General features: G+C 58.1%; 13 protein-coding genes and 1 other RNA gene. 9 read left to right on the forward strand and 5 right to left on the reverse strand.

The features are described from left to right. Positions 1 to 3: 3 nt before the first annotated feature. Positions 4 to 1,044, reverse strand: a complete 1,041-nt coding sequence (locus PMI28_RS07625) for an NADP(H)-dependent aldo-keto reductase (RefSeq protein ID WP_007989856.1) — start codon at positions 1,042 to 1,044, stop codon at positions 4 to 6. Between the two features lie 245 nt (positions 1,045 to 1,289). Here PMI28_RS07625 and rplM point away from each other — a divergent pair, with 245 nt between their 5' ends. The 7 genes from rplM to PMI28_RS07590 all read left to right on the forward strand — a co-directional run bounded on the left by rplM (position 1,290) and on the right by PMI28_RS07590 (position 6,178). Next, positions 1,290 to 1,718, forward strand: a complete 429-nt coding sequence (rplM, locus tag PMI28_RS07620) for a 50S ribosomal protein L13 (RefSeq protein ID WP_003228062.1) — start codon at positions 1,290 to 1,292, stop codon at positions 1,716 to 1,718. A gap of 14 nt (positions 1,719 to 1,732) precedes the next feature. Then, positions 1,733 to 2,125: a 30S ribosomal protein S9 gene (rpsI, locus tag PMI28_RS07615; RefSeq protein ID WP_003228056.1), complete on the forward strand. Its 393-nt coding sequence runs from the start codon at positions 1,733 to 1,735 to the stop codon at positions 2,123 to 2,125. A 268-nt stretch (positions 2,126 to 2,393) separates the two neighbouring features. Beyond that, positions 2,394 to 2,987 carry a ubiquinol-cytochrome c reductase iron-sulfur subunit gene (gene petA / locus PMI28_RS07610; protein WP_007989858.1) on the forward strand — a complete coding sequence of 198 codons (594 nt, stop codon included), beginning with the start codon at positions 2,394 to 2,396 and terminating at the stop codon, positions 2,985 to 2,987. After that, the gene (locus PMI28_RS07605; RefSeq protein ID WP_007989860.1) at positions 2,987 to 4,198 is read left to right on the forward strand and encodes a cytochrome b; all 1,212 of its coding nucleotides are present in this window, start codon (positions 2,987 to 2,989) and stop codon (positions 4,196 to 4,198) included. The genes petA and PMI28_RS07605 overlap by 1 nt, the downstream gene beginning before the upstream one ends. Then, a complete protein-coding gene (locus tag PMI28_RS07600; protein ID WP_007989862.1) occupies positions 4,198 to 4,980 on the forward strand; it encodes a cytochrome c1 in 783 nt (260 codons plus the stop codon). The genes PMI28_RS07605 and PMI28_RS07600 overlap by 1 nt, the downstream gene beginning before the upstream one ends. Positions 4,981 to 5,130: 150 nt before the next feature. Continuing rightward, positions 5,131 to 5,748 (forward strand): glutathione S-transferase N-terminal domain-containing protein, encoded by a 618-nt coding sequence (locus PMI28_RS07595; protein WP_007989864.1) that lies wholly within the window; start codon positions 5,131 to 5,133, stop codon positions 5,746 to 5,748. A gap of 16 nt (positions 5,749 to 5,764) precedes the next feature. Then, positions 5,765 to 6,178, forward strand: coding sequence for a ClpXP protease specificity-enhancing factor (locus tag PMI28_RS07590; RefSeq protein ID WP_007989866.1), 414 nt, complete (start codon positions 5,765 to 5,767; stop codon positions 6,176 to 6,178). A 149-nt stretch (positions 6,179 to 6,327) separates the two neighbouring features. Here PMI28_RS07590 and PMI28_RS07585 read toward each other — a convergent pair whose 3' ends face one another. The 4 genes from PMI28_RS07585 to PMI28_RS07570 all read right to left on the reverse strand — a co-directional run bounded on the left by PMI28_RS07585 (position 6,328) and on the right by PMI28_RS07570 (position 9,774). Continuing rightward, complete coding sequence (locus tag PMI28_RS07585) at positions 6,328 to 6,906, reverse strand: BON domain-containing protein (RefSeq protein ID WP_007989868.1); 579 nt, start codon at positions 6,904 to 6,906, stop codon at positions 6,328 to 6,330. Continuing rightward, positions 6,903 to 7,496: a phosphoheptose isomerase gene (locus PMI28_RS07580; protein WP_007972584.1), complete on the reverse strand. Its 594-nt coding sequence runs from the start codon at positions 7,494 to 7,496 to the stop codon at positions 6,903 to 6,905. Before PMI28_RS07580 ends, PMI28_RS07585 begins: the two co-directional genes overlap by 4 nt. Before the next feature lie 104 nt (positions 7,497 to 7,600). Continuing rightward, positions 7,601 to 7,963 carry a YraN family protein gene (locus tag PMI28_RS07575; RefSeq protein ID WP_007989870.1) on the reverse strand — a complete coding sequence of 121 codons (363 nt, stop codon included), beginning with the start codon at positions 7,961 to 7,963 and terminating at the stop codon, positions 7,601 to 7,603. Further along, positions 7,963 to 9,774, reverse strand: coding sequence for a penicillin-binding protein activator (locus PMI28_RS07570; protein WP_007989872.1), 1,812 nt, complete (start codon positions 9,772 to 9,774; stop codon positions 7,963 to 7,965). Before PMI28_RS07570 ends, PMI28_RS07575 begins: the two co-directional genes overlap by 1 nt. Before the next feature lie 177 nt (positions 9,775 to 9,951). On the opposite strand from PMI28_RS07570, the gene rsmI reads away from it, so the two are divergent. Next, a complete protein-coding gene (rsmI, locus tag PMI28_RS07565; RefSeq protein WP_177318978.1) occupies positions 9,952 to 10,857 on the forward strand; it encodes a 16S rRNA (cytidine(1402)-2'-O)-methyltransferase in 906 nt (301 codons plus the stop codon). A 75-nt stretch (positions 10,858 to 10,932) separates the two neighbouring features. Continuing rightward, positions 10,933 to 11,286, forward strand: an RNA gene (rnpB, locus tag PMI28_RS29130) — RNase P RNA component class A. Positions 11,287 to 11,488: the final 202 nt, after the last annotated feature.

Here is an 11,488-nt window from a genome sequence, read left to right on the forward strand (position 1 = left end):
GGGTTATGGCGCAGGGTTCGGATGATCCTTGTGAATCGCCTCGATCCCTTCCAGCACTTCCTCCGACAACTTCAAGTCGAAACTGGCGATATTGCTCTCCAGTTGCTCCATCGTGGTCGCGCCAATGATGTTGCTGGTCACGAACGGCTGCTGCGTCACGAACGCCAGGGCCATTTGCGCCGGGTCCAGGCCGTGCTCGCGAGCCAGGGCCACATAACGGCTGCAGGCGGCTTCCGATTGCGCGTTGAAATAGCGGCTGAAGCGGCTATAGAGGCTCAGGCGAGCTTTTGGCGGGCGGGCGCCACCTTCGTACTTGCCTGACAGGAAACCGAACGCCAGCGGCGAGTAGGCGAGCAGGCCGCATTGCTCGCGGATGGCGATTTCCGCCAGGCCGACTTCGAAGCTGCGGTTGAGCAGGTTGTACGGGTTCTGGATCGAAACGGCGCGCGGCCAGCCACGGGCTTCGGCCAGGGCCAGGAAGCGCATGGTGCCCCACGGCGTCTCGTTGGACAGGCCGATGTGGCGGATCTTGCCGGCGCGGACCTGCTCGTCCAGCGCTTCGAGGGTGTCCTCCAGCGGGGTCAGGTTGGCCTCGATCTTGTGCTTGTAGCCGAGCTGGCCGAAGAAGTTGGTGCTGCGCTCCGGCCAGTGCAATTGGTACAGGTCGATGTAATCGGTCTGCAGGCGCTTGAGGCTGGCGTCCACGGCTTCGGTGATGTGCTGACGATTGTGCCGAAGGTTCTTGTCGCGGATGTAGTCGATGGTGTTGCCGGGGCCGGCGATCTTGCTGGCCAGGATCCAGTCGGAGCGGTCGCCACGGCTTTTGAAGTAATTGCCGATGTAGCGTTCGGTGGTGGCGTAGGTTTCGGCCTTGGGCGGCACCGGGTACATCTCGGCGGTGTCGATGAAGTTGATCCCGGCACTCTTGGCCCGTTCAATCTGGGCGAAGGCGTCTGCCTCGCTGTTTTGCTCGCCCCAGGTCATGGTTCCGAGGCAGAGGGCACTCACGTTCAGATTCGTTCGGCCTAGCTGGCGATAGTCCATCGGGTGCTCCTTGGGCAAAACAATCATAAAAGCAGGTTGAATTATTTTTCGCAATCTGCATAATTGCGCACCTCTTTCTGCAGTGGAAGTGATGCGCCGCCGCCGAAGAATCTTGCCGTTGAACGGACGCGCCGACCCGAGCCCCCGAAAGCGTCTGTATCCGGCTGCCTTTGACTTGTCAAAGTACGCACTATTCAGTAAGATCCGCCGTCTAATTTACAGGGCGGCCCCTGAGGCTATAAAGAATGAAAACTTTTACTGCTAAACCGGAAACAGTAAAGCGCGACTGGTTTGTCGTCGACGCTGCTGGTCAGACCCTGGGTCGTCTGGCCACCGAAATCGCGAGCCGTCTGCGTGGCAAGCACAAGCCTGAGTACACTCCTCACGTTGACACCGGCGACTACATCGTCGTAATCAACGCTGAGCAGATCCGTGTTACCGGTGCTAAAACCACTGACAAAATGTACTACTCCCACTCCGGTTTCCCGGGCGGCATCAAGTCGATCAACTTTGAAAAGCTGATCGCCAAGGCCCCTGAGCGCGTGATCGAGACCGCGGTCAAAGGCATGCTGCCTAAGAACCCGCTGGGTCGCGACATGTACCGTAAGCTGAAAGTCTATGCGGGCGCTGCACACCCTCATACTGCTCAGCAGCCCCAAGAACTGAAGATTTAACGGAATAGTTCATTATGTCGGCGACTCAAAATTACGGCACTGGCCGTCGCAAGACCGCAACCGCACGCGTTTTCCTGCGTCCGGGTACTGGTAACATCTCCATCAACAACCGTTCGCTGGATAATTTCTTCGGCCGCGAAACTGCCCGCATGGTAGTTCGTCAGCCGCTGGAATTGACTGAGACTGTCGAGAAGTTCGACATCTACGTCACCGTGATCGGCGGTGGTGTAAGTGGTCAGGCTGGCGCAATCCGCCACGGCATCACTCGCGCTCTGATGGACTACGACGAGACTCTGCGCAGCGCCCTGCGTAAAGCCGGCTTCGTAACCCGCGATGCTCGTGAAGTTGAACGTAAGAAAGTCGGTCTGCGTAAAGCGCGTAAGCGTCCGCAGTACTCGAAGCGTTAATTCGCTTTCACGTTCAAAAAAGAACGCCCAGTTTCCTCACGGAGCTGGGCGTTTTTTTGTGCCTGCGATTTATCAAAGAATTGCGCTGTGACAACTTGCCACATCCGTAGACGCCCTATACTACAAGGCTTGGGGGTGATGGGTTCCGGTAATTACCTTGTCAGAATTGGGGCTTTTCATTACCATTCGGCAAAATTTTTATAAGTACATAGATTTACTTAGTAGATGCCTGATTTAACAGGCCACAAAGCTGATGGGAGAGGACTGAATGAGCAATGACGGCGTGAATGCAGGCCGGCGTCGCTTCTTGGTAGCAGCCACATCCGTGGTGGGTGCTGCAGGAGCGGTGGGGGCTGCGGTCCCGTTCGTGGGGTCATGGTTTCCCAGTGCCAAGGCGAAAGCCGCAGGTGCACCGGTGAAAGTGAATGTCAGCAAAATCGAGCCAGGCCAGCAGATGATTGCTGAGTGGCGCGGCCAGCCGGTGTTCATCGTCCGCCGTACACAGGAAATCCTGGGGAATCTGAAGAAGATCGAGGGCCAGCTCGTTGACCCGACCTCCAAGAACTCGACACAACCGACTTACGTTGATCCGCAAACCCGTTCGATCAAGCCTGAGGTTCTGCTGCTGATCGGTATCTGCACGCACCTGGGTTGTTCGCCGACGTTCCGTCCCGAAGTGGCACCTGCGGATCTGGGTAAAGACTGGGTAGGCGGTTATTTCTGCCCTTGCCACGGTTCCCACTACGATCTGGCTGGCCGCGTCTACAAGTCGCAACCTGCGCCTTTGAACCTGCCAGTTCCCCCGCATTCCTATGAGACCGACGACATCATTGTCATTGGCGTCGATACGGAGAAAGCGTGATGAGCAAGTTCATGGATTGGGTTGACGCGCGCTTTCCCGCCACCAAGATGTGGGAAGACCATCTCAGCAAGTATTACGCTCCGAAAAACTTCAACTTCTTCTACTTTTTTGGCTCCCTCGCACTGCTCGTTCTGGTCAACCAGATCGTTACCGGTGTCTGGCTGACCATGAGCTACAACCCGTCGGCGGAAGAAGCGTTCGCTTCCGTCGAATACATCATGCGTGACGTCGAGTACGGCTCGATCCTGCGTCTGCTGCACTCCACCGGCGCTTCCGCATTCTTCATCGTGGTCTATCTGCACATGTTCCGTGGCCTGCTCTACGGTTCGTACCAGAAACCGCGTGAGCTGGTGTGGGTCTTCGGCATGTTGATCTACCTGGCGCTGATGGCCGAAGCCTTCATGGGTTACCTGCTGCCGTGGGGCCAGATGTCCTACTGGGGTGCCCAGGTAATCATCTCGCTGTTTGGTGCGATCCCGGTCATCGGCAACGACCTGACCCAATGGATTCGTGGTGACTACCTGATTTCCGGTATTACCCTGAACCGCTTCTTCGCCCTGCACGTGGTTGCCCTGCCGATCGTTATCCTTGGTCTGGTGGTGCTGCACATCCTGGCGTTGCACGAAGTCGGTTCGAACAACCCGGACGGCGTGGACATCAAGAAACACAAGGACGAAAACGGCATACCGCTGGACGGCATTGCCTTCCACCCGTACTACACCGTGAAGGATATCGTCGGCGTGGTGGTGTTCCTGTTCATCTTCTGCTCGATCGTGTTCTTCTTCCCGGAAATGGGCGGTTACTTCCTCGAAAAGCCGAACTTTGAAGTGGCGAACGCCTTCAAGACTCCGGAGCACATTGCTCCAGTCTGGTACTTCACCCCGTTCTACGCCATCTTGCGCGCGATTCCGGACAAGCTCTTCGGTGTGATCGCCATGGGTGCGGCCATTGCTGTGCTGTTCGTCCTGCCATGGCTGGACCGTAGCCCGGTCAAGTCGATGCGCTACAAAGGCTGGCTGAGCAAGATCTGGCTCTGGGTGTTCTGCATCGCGTTCGTGATCCTGGGTGTGCTGGGCGTATTGGCCCCAACCCCTGAGCGTACGTTGGTGTCGCAGGTATGTACCTTCCTGTACTTCGCCTACTTCATTCTGATGCCGTTCTACACCAGGCTCGAGAAGACCAAACCGGTTCCGGAAAGGGTGACTGGCTGATGAAAAAACTATTTGCTGTATTGATGCTTGCCGCGCTGCCAGTGTTCGCTTTCGCAGCTGAACACGGTGGTCCCGAGCTGGAAAAAGTCGACATTGACGTTTCCGATAAGGCAGCCATGCAGGACGGCGCACGTACGTTCGCCAACTACTGCATGGGTTGCCACAGTGCCAAGTTCCAGCGCTATGAGCGTGTTGCCGACGACCTGGGCATTCCCCATGAGTTGATGCTGGAAAAACTGGTGTTCACGGGTGCCAAGATCGGCGACCACATGAGCATCGGCATGCAGCCTGCGGACGCCAAGGCCTGGTTCGGTGCGGCGCCACCGGATCTGACCCTGGTTGCCCGTGTTCGCGGCACTGACTGGCTCTATGGGTACCTGAGATCGTTCTACGAAGATCCTTCGCGCCCATGGGGTGTGAACAACAAGGTTTTCCCGAACGTGGGTATGCCTAACGTCCTGGCTGGCCTGCAAGGTCGCCAGGTCGTCGGTTGCAAGCAGGTTCAGATCGTCGAAGACGGCAAGAAGCAATATGATCCGTTGACCGGTGCGAAGCTGACTCATGAAGCGTGTGATCAACTGACCATCGTGCCGAAAAGCGGTGCTCTGACTGAAGAGCAGTTCGATGAGAAGGTCAAGAATCTGGTAACCTTCCTGGCTTACTCGGCTAACCCGGTTAAGCTGCAACATCAGCGCATTGGTACTTACGTATTGTTGTACCTGGCGTTCTTCTTCGTCTTCGCTTACCTGCTCAAGCGCGAATACTGGAAAGACGTGCACTGATAAAGCTACAAGCTATTGCTGTTAATCGCGCGCGCCCAAGGGCGCCTCTGAAGATGTAGCGAATCTGGTGAACCAGTCGTTACGGGAGGCGCCCTCTGGGCGCGCTCGTTTTTGAGCTTTCGATAATTTCTACAAGCGAGGAGGATCGCCATGGGCGTGACCAATCGGTTGGCCTGTTACTCCGACCCCGCCGACCACTATTCCCACCGAGTGCGCATCGTACTGGCAGAGAAGGGTGTCAGCGCCGAGATCATTTACGTGGAGGCTGGTCGCCAGCCACCTAAACTGATTGAAGTGAACCCTTACGGCAGCTTGCCCACCCTGGTCGATCGCGACCTGGCGTTGTGGGAGTCGACTGTGGTGATGGAATATCTGGATGAGCGTTACCCGCACCCGCCGCTACTGCCGGTTTATCCGGTGGCGCGTGCCAACAGTCGTCTGCTGATGCACCGTATTCAGCGAGACTGGTGTGGTCTGGTGGACCTGATTCTGGATTCACGGACCAAGGAAGCGGCCCGTGCCGTGGCTCGCAAAGAGTTGCGCGAAAGCCTGACGGGTGTGTCGCCACTGTTTGCCGACAAGCCGTTTTTCCTCAGTGAGGAACAAAGTCTGGTGGACTGCTGCCTATTACCAATACTCTGGAGATTGCCGATCCTGGGTATAGAACTGCCGCGGCCGGCCAAGCCGCTGCTTGATTATATGGAGCGCCAGTTTGCGCGTGAGGCTTTCCAGGCGAGTCTGTCTGGTGTCGAACGCGACATGCGCTGAGGCTTAAGGAGCCGCTATGAACTCCAGTCGACCTTATCTGGTCCGCGCGCTCTATGAGTGGATTGTGGACAACGATTGCACCCCGCACATGCTGGTCAATTCCGAGTATCCGTCGGTACAGGTGCCTCAGGGTTTTGCCAGTGACGGACAGATCGTCCTGAACGTATCGCCACAGGCCGTGCGCCACTTGCACATGGACAACGAGGCGGTCAGTTTCGAGGGGCGCTTTGGTGGCGTGCCGCACACCTTGTACGTGCCTATTGCATCGATCCTGGGTATCTACGCCCGGGAGAACGGCCAAGGCATGGTGTTTGATCTGGAATCGCCGATGGGCGAGGACGAAGAGATCGATCCGGATGACGATCTTCCACCACCTGACAGCGAGCCACCGCGTCCAAGCGGTCGACCCAGTCTGAAAGTGGTGAAGTAATAAAAAAGGCGATCCGCAAGGATCGCCTTTTTTATTACGTTGTAGGAGCGAGCTTGCTCGCGATGGGCGTGAACGATGACGGTTGCTGTCTGAATAAACGCGGTGTCGTTGCGTTTTTCGCGAGCAAGCTCGCTCCTACAAGTTGTGGATCAATCGATGTACTCAAACAACTTCACGATCTTCTGCACGCCGGAAACGCCTTGCACCAGGTTGGTCGCCTGCGCAGCTTCCTGTTTGGTCAGCAGGCCCAGCATGTAGACAATGCCGTTTTCAGTGACGACCTTGATGCGCGAGCCGGGGATGTTCGCATCGGCAAGCATCTGGGTCTTGATCTTGGTGGTCAGCCAGGTGTCGTTCTGGCGAGCCAGCAGCGAGGAGGGGGGCAGGATTTGCAGTTCGTTGTGCACCTGCTTCACGCGTTGAACAGCGGCGGCGGCCTGTTCGGCCTTGGCCTTGAGGTCTGCGCGTGGCGTTTGCCCGGCGAGCAGCACAACACCGTTGAAGCTGGTGACAACGATGTGTGAGTCTTTATCCAGGGCCGGGTCGGCCTTGGCGACGTTCACGCCAACCTTGGTGTCGATCAGGGAGTCGTCGATCTTGCTGCCCAGCGTACGAGTACCGCGGTCATCTTCAATCGGTGCTTCACGGCTGGCGGTCACTACCGAGGTGCAGCCGCTGATGCCGAGGCACAGGGTCAAGGCCAGTAGGCCAAGGCGATTAGGGGTCATTCTTCACTCCCGAACAATTGGCTGTCGATCAAGTCGCAAAGGCAATGGATCGCCAGCAGGTGGACTTCTTGAATACGAGCGGTGACGTTGGCCGGTACGCGAATCTCGACGTCCTCGGGCAATAGCAGCGACGCCATGCCGCCGCCATCACGTCCCGTCAATGCTACGACAATCATTTCGCGATCATGTGCGGCCTGGATCGCTTGAATTATGTTGGCCGAGTTGCCGCTGGTGGAGATAGCCAGCAACACGTCGCCCGGTTGGCCGAGTGCACGGATCTGCTTGGAGAAGATTTCGTTGTAGCTGTAATCGTTGGCGATCGAGGTGATTGTCGAGCTGTCGGTCGTCAGGGCAATGGCTGGCAGGCTCGGGCGCTCGCGCTCAAAGCGATTGAGTAGCTCGGACGAAAAGTGCTGGGCATCACCGGCAGAGCCGCCGTTACCACAGGAAAGCATTTTGCCTTCGTTGAGCAGGGCGTTGACCATGACCTGGCTGGCTTGCTCGATGTGCGGTGCAAGTACTTCCATCGCCTGTTGCTTGGTGTCGATACTGGCCTGAAAAAGCTGGCGAATTCGGGATTGCATGTCCATCTGTGTGACCTTAATTAGCGCGGCTGTTCGGCACGTGAATGTGCAGCCCGCAAAGCAAAGAGCAAAAGTGTTGGGTGATAGTGTCCGGTTCGCAATGCCGGCGATCAGCCGTCGAAGGCATTCTGTAGCCAGTTCAACTGATCGAGATTGCTGTCGATGGCGATCACGTCGAAGCGGCAAGGGGAATTGGCCCAGCGCGACTCGCGCTGAAGAAAATATTGCGCGGCGAAAATCAGTTTTTGCCGTTTGCGCTCATCGATGCTATCGAGCGCGCCACCCCATTGAGTGTTTTTTCTGTAGCGGACTTCAACGAATACTACTGTATCGCCATCTAGCATGACCAGATCAAGCTCGCCGCGTTTACACAACCAGTTCTGCGCCAGCAGGTGCAGACCCTGTTGTTGGAGATGCTCGAGCGCATGGCGCTCGGCATCCTTGCCGCTTTGCTGGCGTGACCTGTCAGGCATCAGCGAGAGGTGTCCGGCAGGCGTTGAACCTGGCCGTTGGCGAACTCGGCCCAGGGCAACTGACGCACGACCCGCTGGCTCTGGCTCATGCCAAGGCTGCCCGATTCACCGTCAATTCGGCTGTCTGGCAGAGACTTGAGTTGGCCCAGGCGCGGCGCCAGTCGATAGGCATCCACGCCCATCGCATACAGGCGCCCCAGGCTGCCGGCGGCTTGAGGCCATTGGGCGGTGACCTGGCGGCGCAGTGGATCATTGGCATCCAGCAACCATGGCGTCTCGCAGAAGCGAATGCCATTCATGTCGTTGTACTGGTTGACGTCACCGCTGGCGCTGAATACGTGAGAGGTGGCGTATACCGGCACATCGCCTGCGTACTGAAAGTTCAGGGTCGGCTTGATCTGCTGGGCCTGCTGCGGTGTTGCGGCCAGGAAAATGAATTCGATGTCCTGGCGGCGCGACGGCTGGGCGGCTACTTGAGAGCCAACTGTGCTTTGCAGGCTCTTGGCGCGACCTTCGCTCTGGCGCAGCTGGAACATATCGGCAATTTGCTGGGCCAGCTGGACCGGTTGATCGACGCGTTCGGTGGCAACGATAGTGCCGCCATTGGCTTGCCAATCCTGGCTGAACGCCTTGAGCACGCGGTCGCCCCATTCGCCTTTCGGCACCATGATGGCTGCCCGGTGCAGGCCGTCGGCGCGAGCGCGGCGCGACACTTCGCGGGCTTCGTCTTCAGCGGCAAGACCGAACTGGAACAACTGCGCCGGGCCTTGATCACCTTCGCTGTAGTTCAACGCCAGGGTGGTGATCGGCAGTTGCGGGCGAGTGCTCAGCTGTTTGACCAGCGGCTTCTCCAGCGGGCCGATGACCAGTTGCACGCCATCGGCCTGGGCCTTGCGGTAGAACTCGTCCATGGAGGTCAGGCGCGAGCTGTCATAAAACTCGATGGCAGGTGGTTTCTGCCCGGCCTGTTGGGCCTGGTAGTGAGCGGCCATGAAGCCGTCGCGCAGTGCTTTGCCGACCGAGGCCAATGGGCCGTCCTGAGGCAGCAGCAGGGCGATTTTGCTCAGGGGCTGGCTGGCCAGTTCCTTGAGCTGGGTCAGTGGCTGCGGCAATTGAATGGCTGCCGGGTGTTTTGGATTGCGCGAGCGCCAGTTGTCGATGGCCGCTTGTTGCTGTTCCAGGGTGCCGGCGGATTTCACCGCCAGCGCCAGGGACATCCAGCCGCCGAGGTCGTCGGCGGTGTTTGGCTGCAACTGATCGGTCGGCAGCGAAGCGATCAGGGTCCAGATGGCTTCGTGGTTTTTGCTCGCAGCTTCACCTTTCAGCATCGGGGCGATGAAAATGCGCTCCCGAGCAGCGGCGAGGGTCTGGCCATCGGCTTCCAGGGCGCGGGCGTGAACAGTGCCGGTGCGGACCTGTTGCTCGACGGGCAGTTCGCTCAAGCGTTGCATGCTTGGGTGGCTCAGGGCAGTCAGTGCTGCCTTGGGCTGATTGCGGGTCATGGCCAATTCAGCTGCCAGGGTGTTGGCGAAAACCTGCTGGCCCGGCTTGAGTTGCTCGATGGGCACCTGTTGCAGGATTTGCGCGGACTGGCCGGCATTGCCCTGGTGATAGGCCAGGTCGGCAGCGCTCAAGCGCAGCAGCGCGGCATCTTCCGGCGATTTGCTTTGGGCGGCCTTCTCAAGCAGCTGCTCGATACTGGCGTCCGGTGTCCGTGGAAGTTCGCCAAGGCTGGAGGAGGGCGAGCTGGCGCAAGCCGCCAGCAAGGCAGCGAGGCAGAGGGCAGATAACAGCCGCAGGCAAGCGATCATGTAAGCGTTCCTGATACTCGATCAAATTAGCGTGGAATTGTACCCAAGCACTGGCCGGGGCGCGATGTTACTGGCGTGAATCAATCAATTTAGCTGGTGTAAATGTTGCGCCAGTGCGCAAACGGTCGCCGAAGCCGCGTTTGGTTGCGCGTATCGTGAGTCTCGCTACGCGCTACAATGGCGACTTTTACCGATGATGAGGTGTGCGCTTTGACTGCTCCAGGTGCTTTGAATTCCGCTGCTGGCTCGCTTTATGTGGTGGCGACGCCCATCGGCAACCTGGATGACATCAGTGCGCGGGCGCTGAAGATTCTGCGGGAAGTGGCCTTGATCGCCGCGGAAGACACCCGCCATTCCCAGCGCTTGATGCAACACTTCGGCATTTCGACGCCGTTGGCGGCCTGCCATGAACACAACGAGCGGGATGAAGGTAGTCGCTTTATCACTCGTCTGCTTGCCGGTGACAACGTGGCGCTGATCTCCGATGCCGGGACGCCGCTGATTTCCGATCCGGGTTACCACCTGGTGCGGCAGGCCCGGGCTGCGGGTATCAATGTGGTGCCGGTTCCGGGGGCCTGCGCGTTGATTGCCGCGTTATCGGCGGCGGGGCTGCCTTCCGACCGTTTCATTTTCGAAGGTTTTCTCCCGGCCAAGGCTGTGGGGCGGCGAGCGCGCCTCGAGCAGGTAAAGGAAGAGCCGCGCACCTTGATCTTCTATGAGGCGCCGCATCGCATCCTTGAATGCCTGCAAGACATGGAGCTGGTGTTCGGCCCGGAGCGTCTGGCGCTACTTGCGCGTGAGCTGACCAAGACGTTTGAAACCCTCAAGGGGTTGCCGCTGGCCGAGCTGCGCGAGTTTGTCGAGTCGGACAGCAATCAGCAGCGCGGCGAGTGCGTGGTGTTGGTGGCGGGCTGGTCTGCGCCCGAGGAGGAGGGCGCTGTCAGCAGTGAGGCAATGCGCATCCTCAACCTGTTGCTCGAAGAAATGCCGCTCAAGCGTGCGGCGGCATTGGCGGCGCAAATCACCGGCGAGCGAAAGAATGTGCTGTACCAGATTGCGCTGGATAAACAGAAAGGGGAGTAAAACCCGACGTACCGGCGCACTCAAAGGCGCTTAGCGCTTGTTCTTCGGGCGCTCTGCCGGTAACCTTCGCGGTGGAGAGTCGATCGGACAGTCGCTGCCCTCTATGAAAATTAGGGGGGGGAGGAAAGTCCGGGCTCCATAGGGCGAAGTGCCAGGTAATGCCTGGGAGGCGTGAGCCTACGGAAAGTGCCACAGAAAATAACCGCCTAAGCGCTTCGGCGCCGGTAAGGGTGAAAAGGTGCGGTAAGAGCGCACCGCACGTCTGGCAACAGTTCGTGGCTAGGTAAACCCCACTTGGAGCAAGACCAAATAGGGTCCCAAGGCGTGGCCCGCGCTGGGACCGGGTAGGTTGCTAAAGATGTCCAGTGATGGCCATCGTAGACGAATGACTGTTCAAGACAGAACCCGGCTTACAGATCGACTCTCCACCTTTTTTTCCCTCTGCTTCAATCATTGAGCAAGGGGAATGGTGATAGCAATTTCCCTCCTTGCACATTCATCCGCAGAACCTCTTTTGTAATACCAAAAAAATCTTACTCTTAATAAATTACTTTAACTTCCGAACGCAGCCTTCTGTGCTGATTCAAGTTATCGGGCAGTTTCATCTGCCAGATTCCCGTTGCTCCTCCTT

It is taken from the genome of Pseudomonas sp. GM48 (genome assembly GCF_000282335.1).
In the GTDB taxonomy this organism is placed as follows: domain Bacteria; phylum Pseudomonadota; class Gammaproteobacteria; order Pseudomonadales; family Pseudomonadaceae; genus Aquipseudomonas.

What these genes read in the sequence shown, in the direction of transcription:
- PMI28_RS07625 (WP_007989856.1), bottom strand. Translation starts at nt 1,044, where the DNA reads ATGGACTATCGCCAGCTAGGCCGAACGAATCTGAACGTGAGTGCCCTC.
- rplM (WP_003228062.1), top strand. Translation starts at nt 1,290, where the DNA reads ATGAAAACTTTTACTGCTAAACCGGAAACAGTAAAGCGCGACTGGTTT.
- rpsI (WP_003228056.1), top strand. Translation starts at nt 1,733, where the DNA reads ATGTCGGCGACTCAAAATTACGGCACTGGCCGTCGCAAGACCGCAACC.
- petA (WP_007989858.1), top strand. Translation starts at nt 2,394, where the DNA reads ATGAGCAATGACGGCGTGAATGCAGGCCGGCGTCGCTTCTTGGTAGCA.
- PMI28_RS07605 (WP_007989860.1), top strand. Translation starts at nt 2,987, where the DNA reads ATGAGCAAGTTCATGGATTGGGTTGACGCGCGCTTTCCCGCCACCAAG.
- PMI28_RS07600 (WP_007989862.1), top strand. Translation starts at nt 4,198, where the DNA reads ATGAAAAAACTATTTGCTGTATTGATGCTTGCCGCGCTGCCAGTGTTC.
- PMI28_RS07595 (WP_007989864.1), top strand. Translation starts at nt 5,131, where the DNA reads ATGGGCGTGACCAATCGGTTGGCCTGTTACTCCGACCCCGCCGACCAC.
- PMI28_RS07590 (WP_007989866.1), top strand. Translation starts at nt 5,765, where the DNA reads ATGAACTCCAGTCGACCTTATCTGGTCCGCGCGCTCTATGAGTGGATT.
- PMI28_RS07585 (WP_007989868.1), bottom strand. Translation starts at nt 6,906, where the DNA reads ATGACCCCTAATCGCCTTGGCCTACTGGCCTTGACCCTGTGCCTCGGC.
- PMI28_RS07580 (WP_007972584.1), bottom strand. Translation starts at nt 7,496, where the DNA reads ATGGACATGCAATCCCGAATTCGCCAGCTTTTTCAGGCCAGTATCGAC.
- PMI28_RS07575 (WP_007989870.1), bottom strand. Translation starts at nt 7,963, where the DNA reads ATGCCTGACAGGTCACGCCAGCAAAGCGGCAAGGATGCCGAGCGCCAT.
- PMI28_RS07570 (WP_007989872.1), bottom strand. Translation starts at nt 9,774, where the DNA reads ATGATCGCTTGCCTGCGGCTGTTATCTGCCCTCTGCCTCGCTGCCTTG.
- rsmI (WP_177318978.1), top strand. Translation starts at nt 9,952, where the DNA reads ATGGCGACTTTTACCGATGATGAGGTGTGCGCTTTGACTGCTCCAGGT.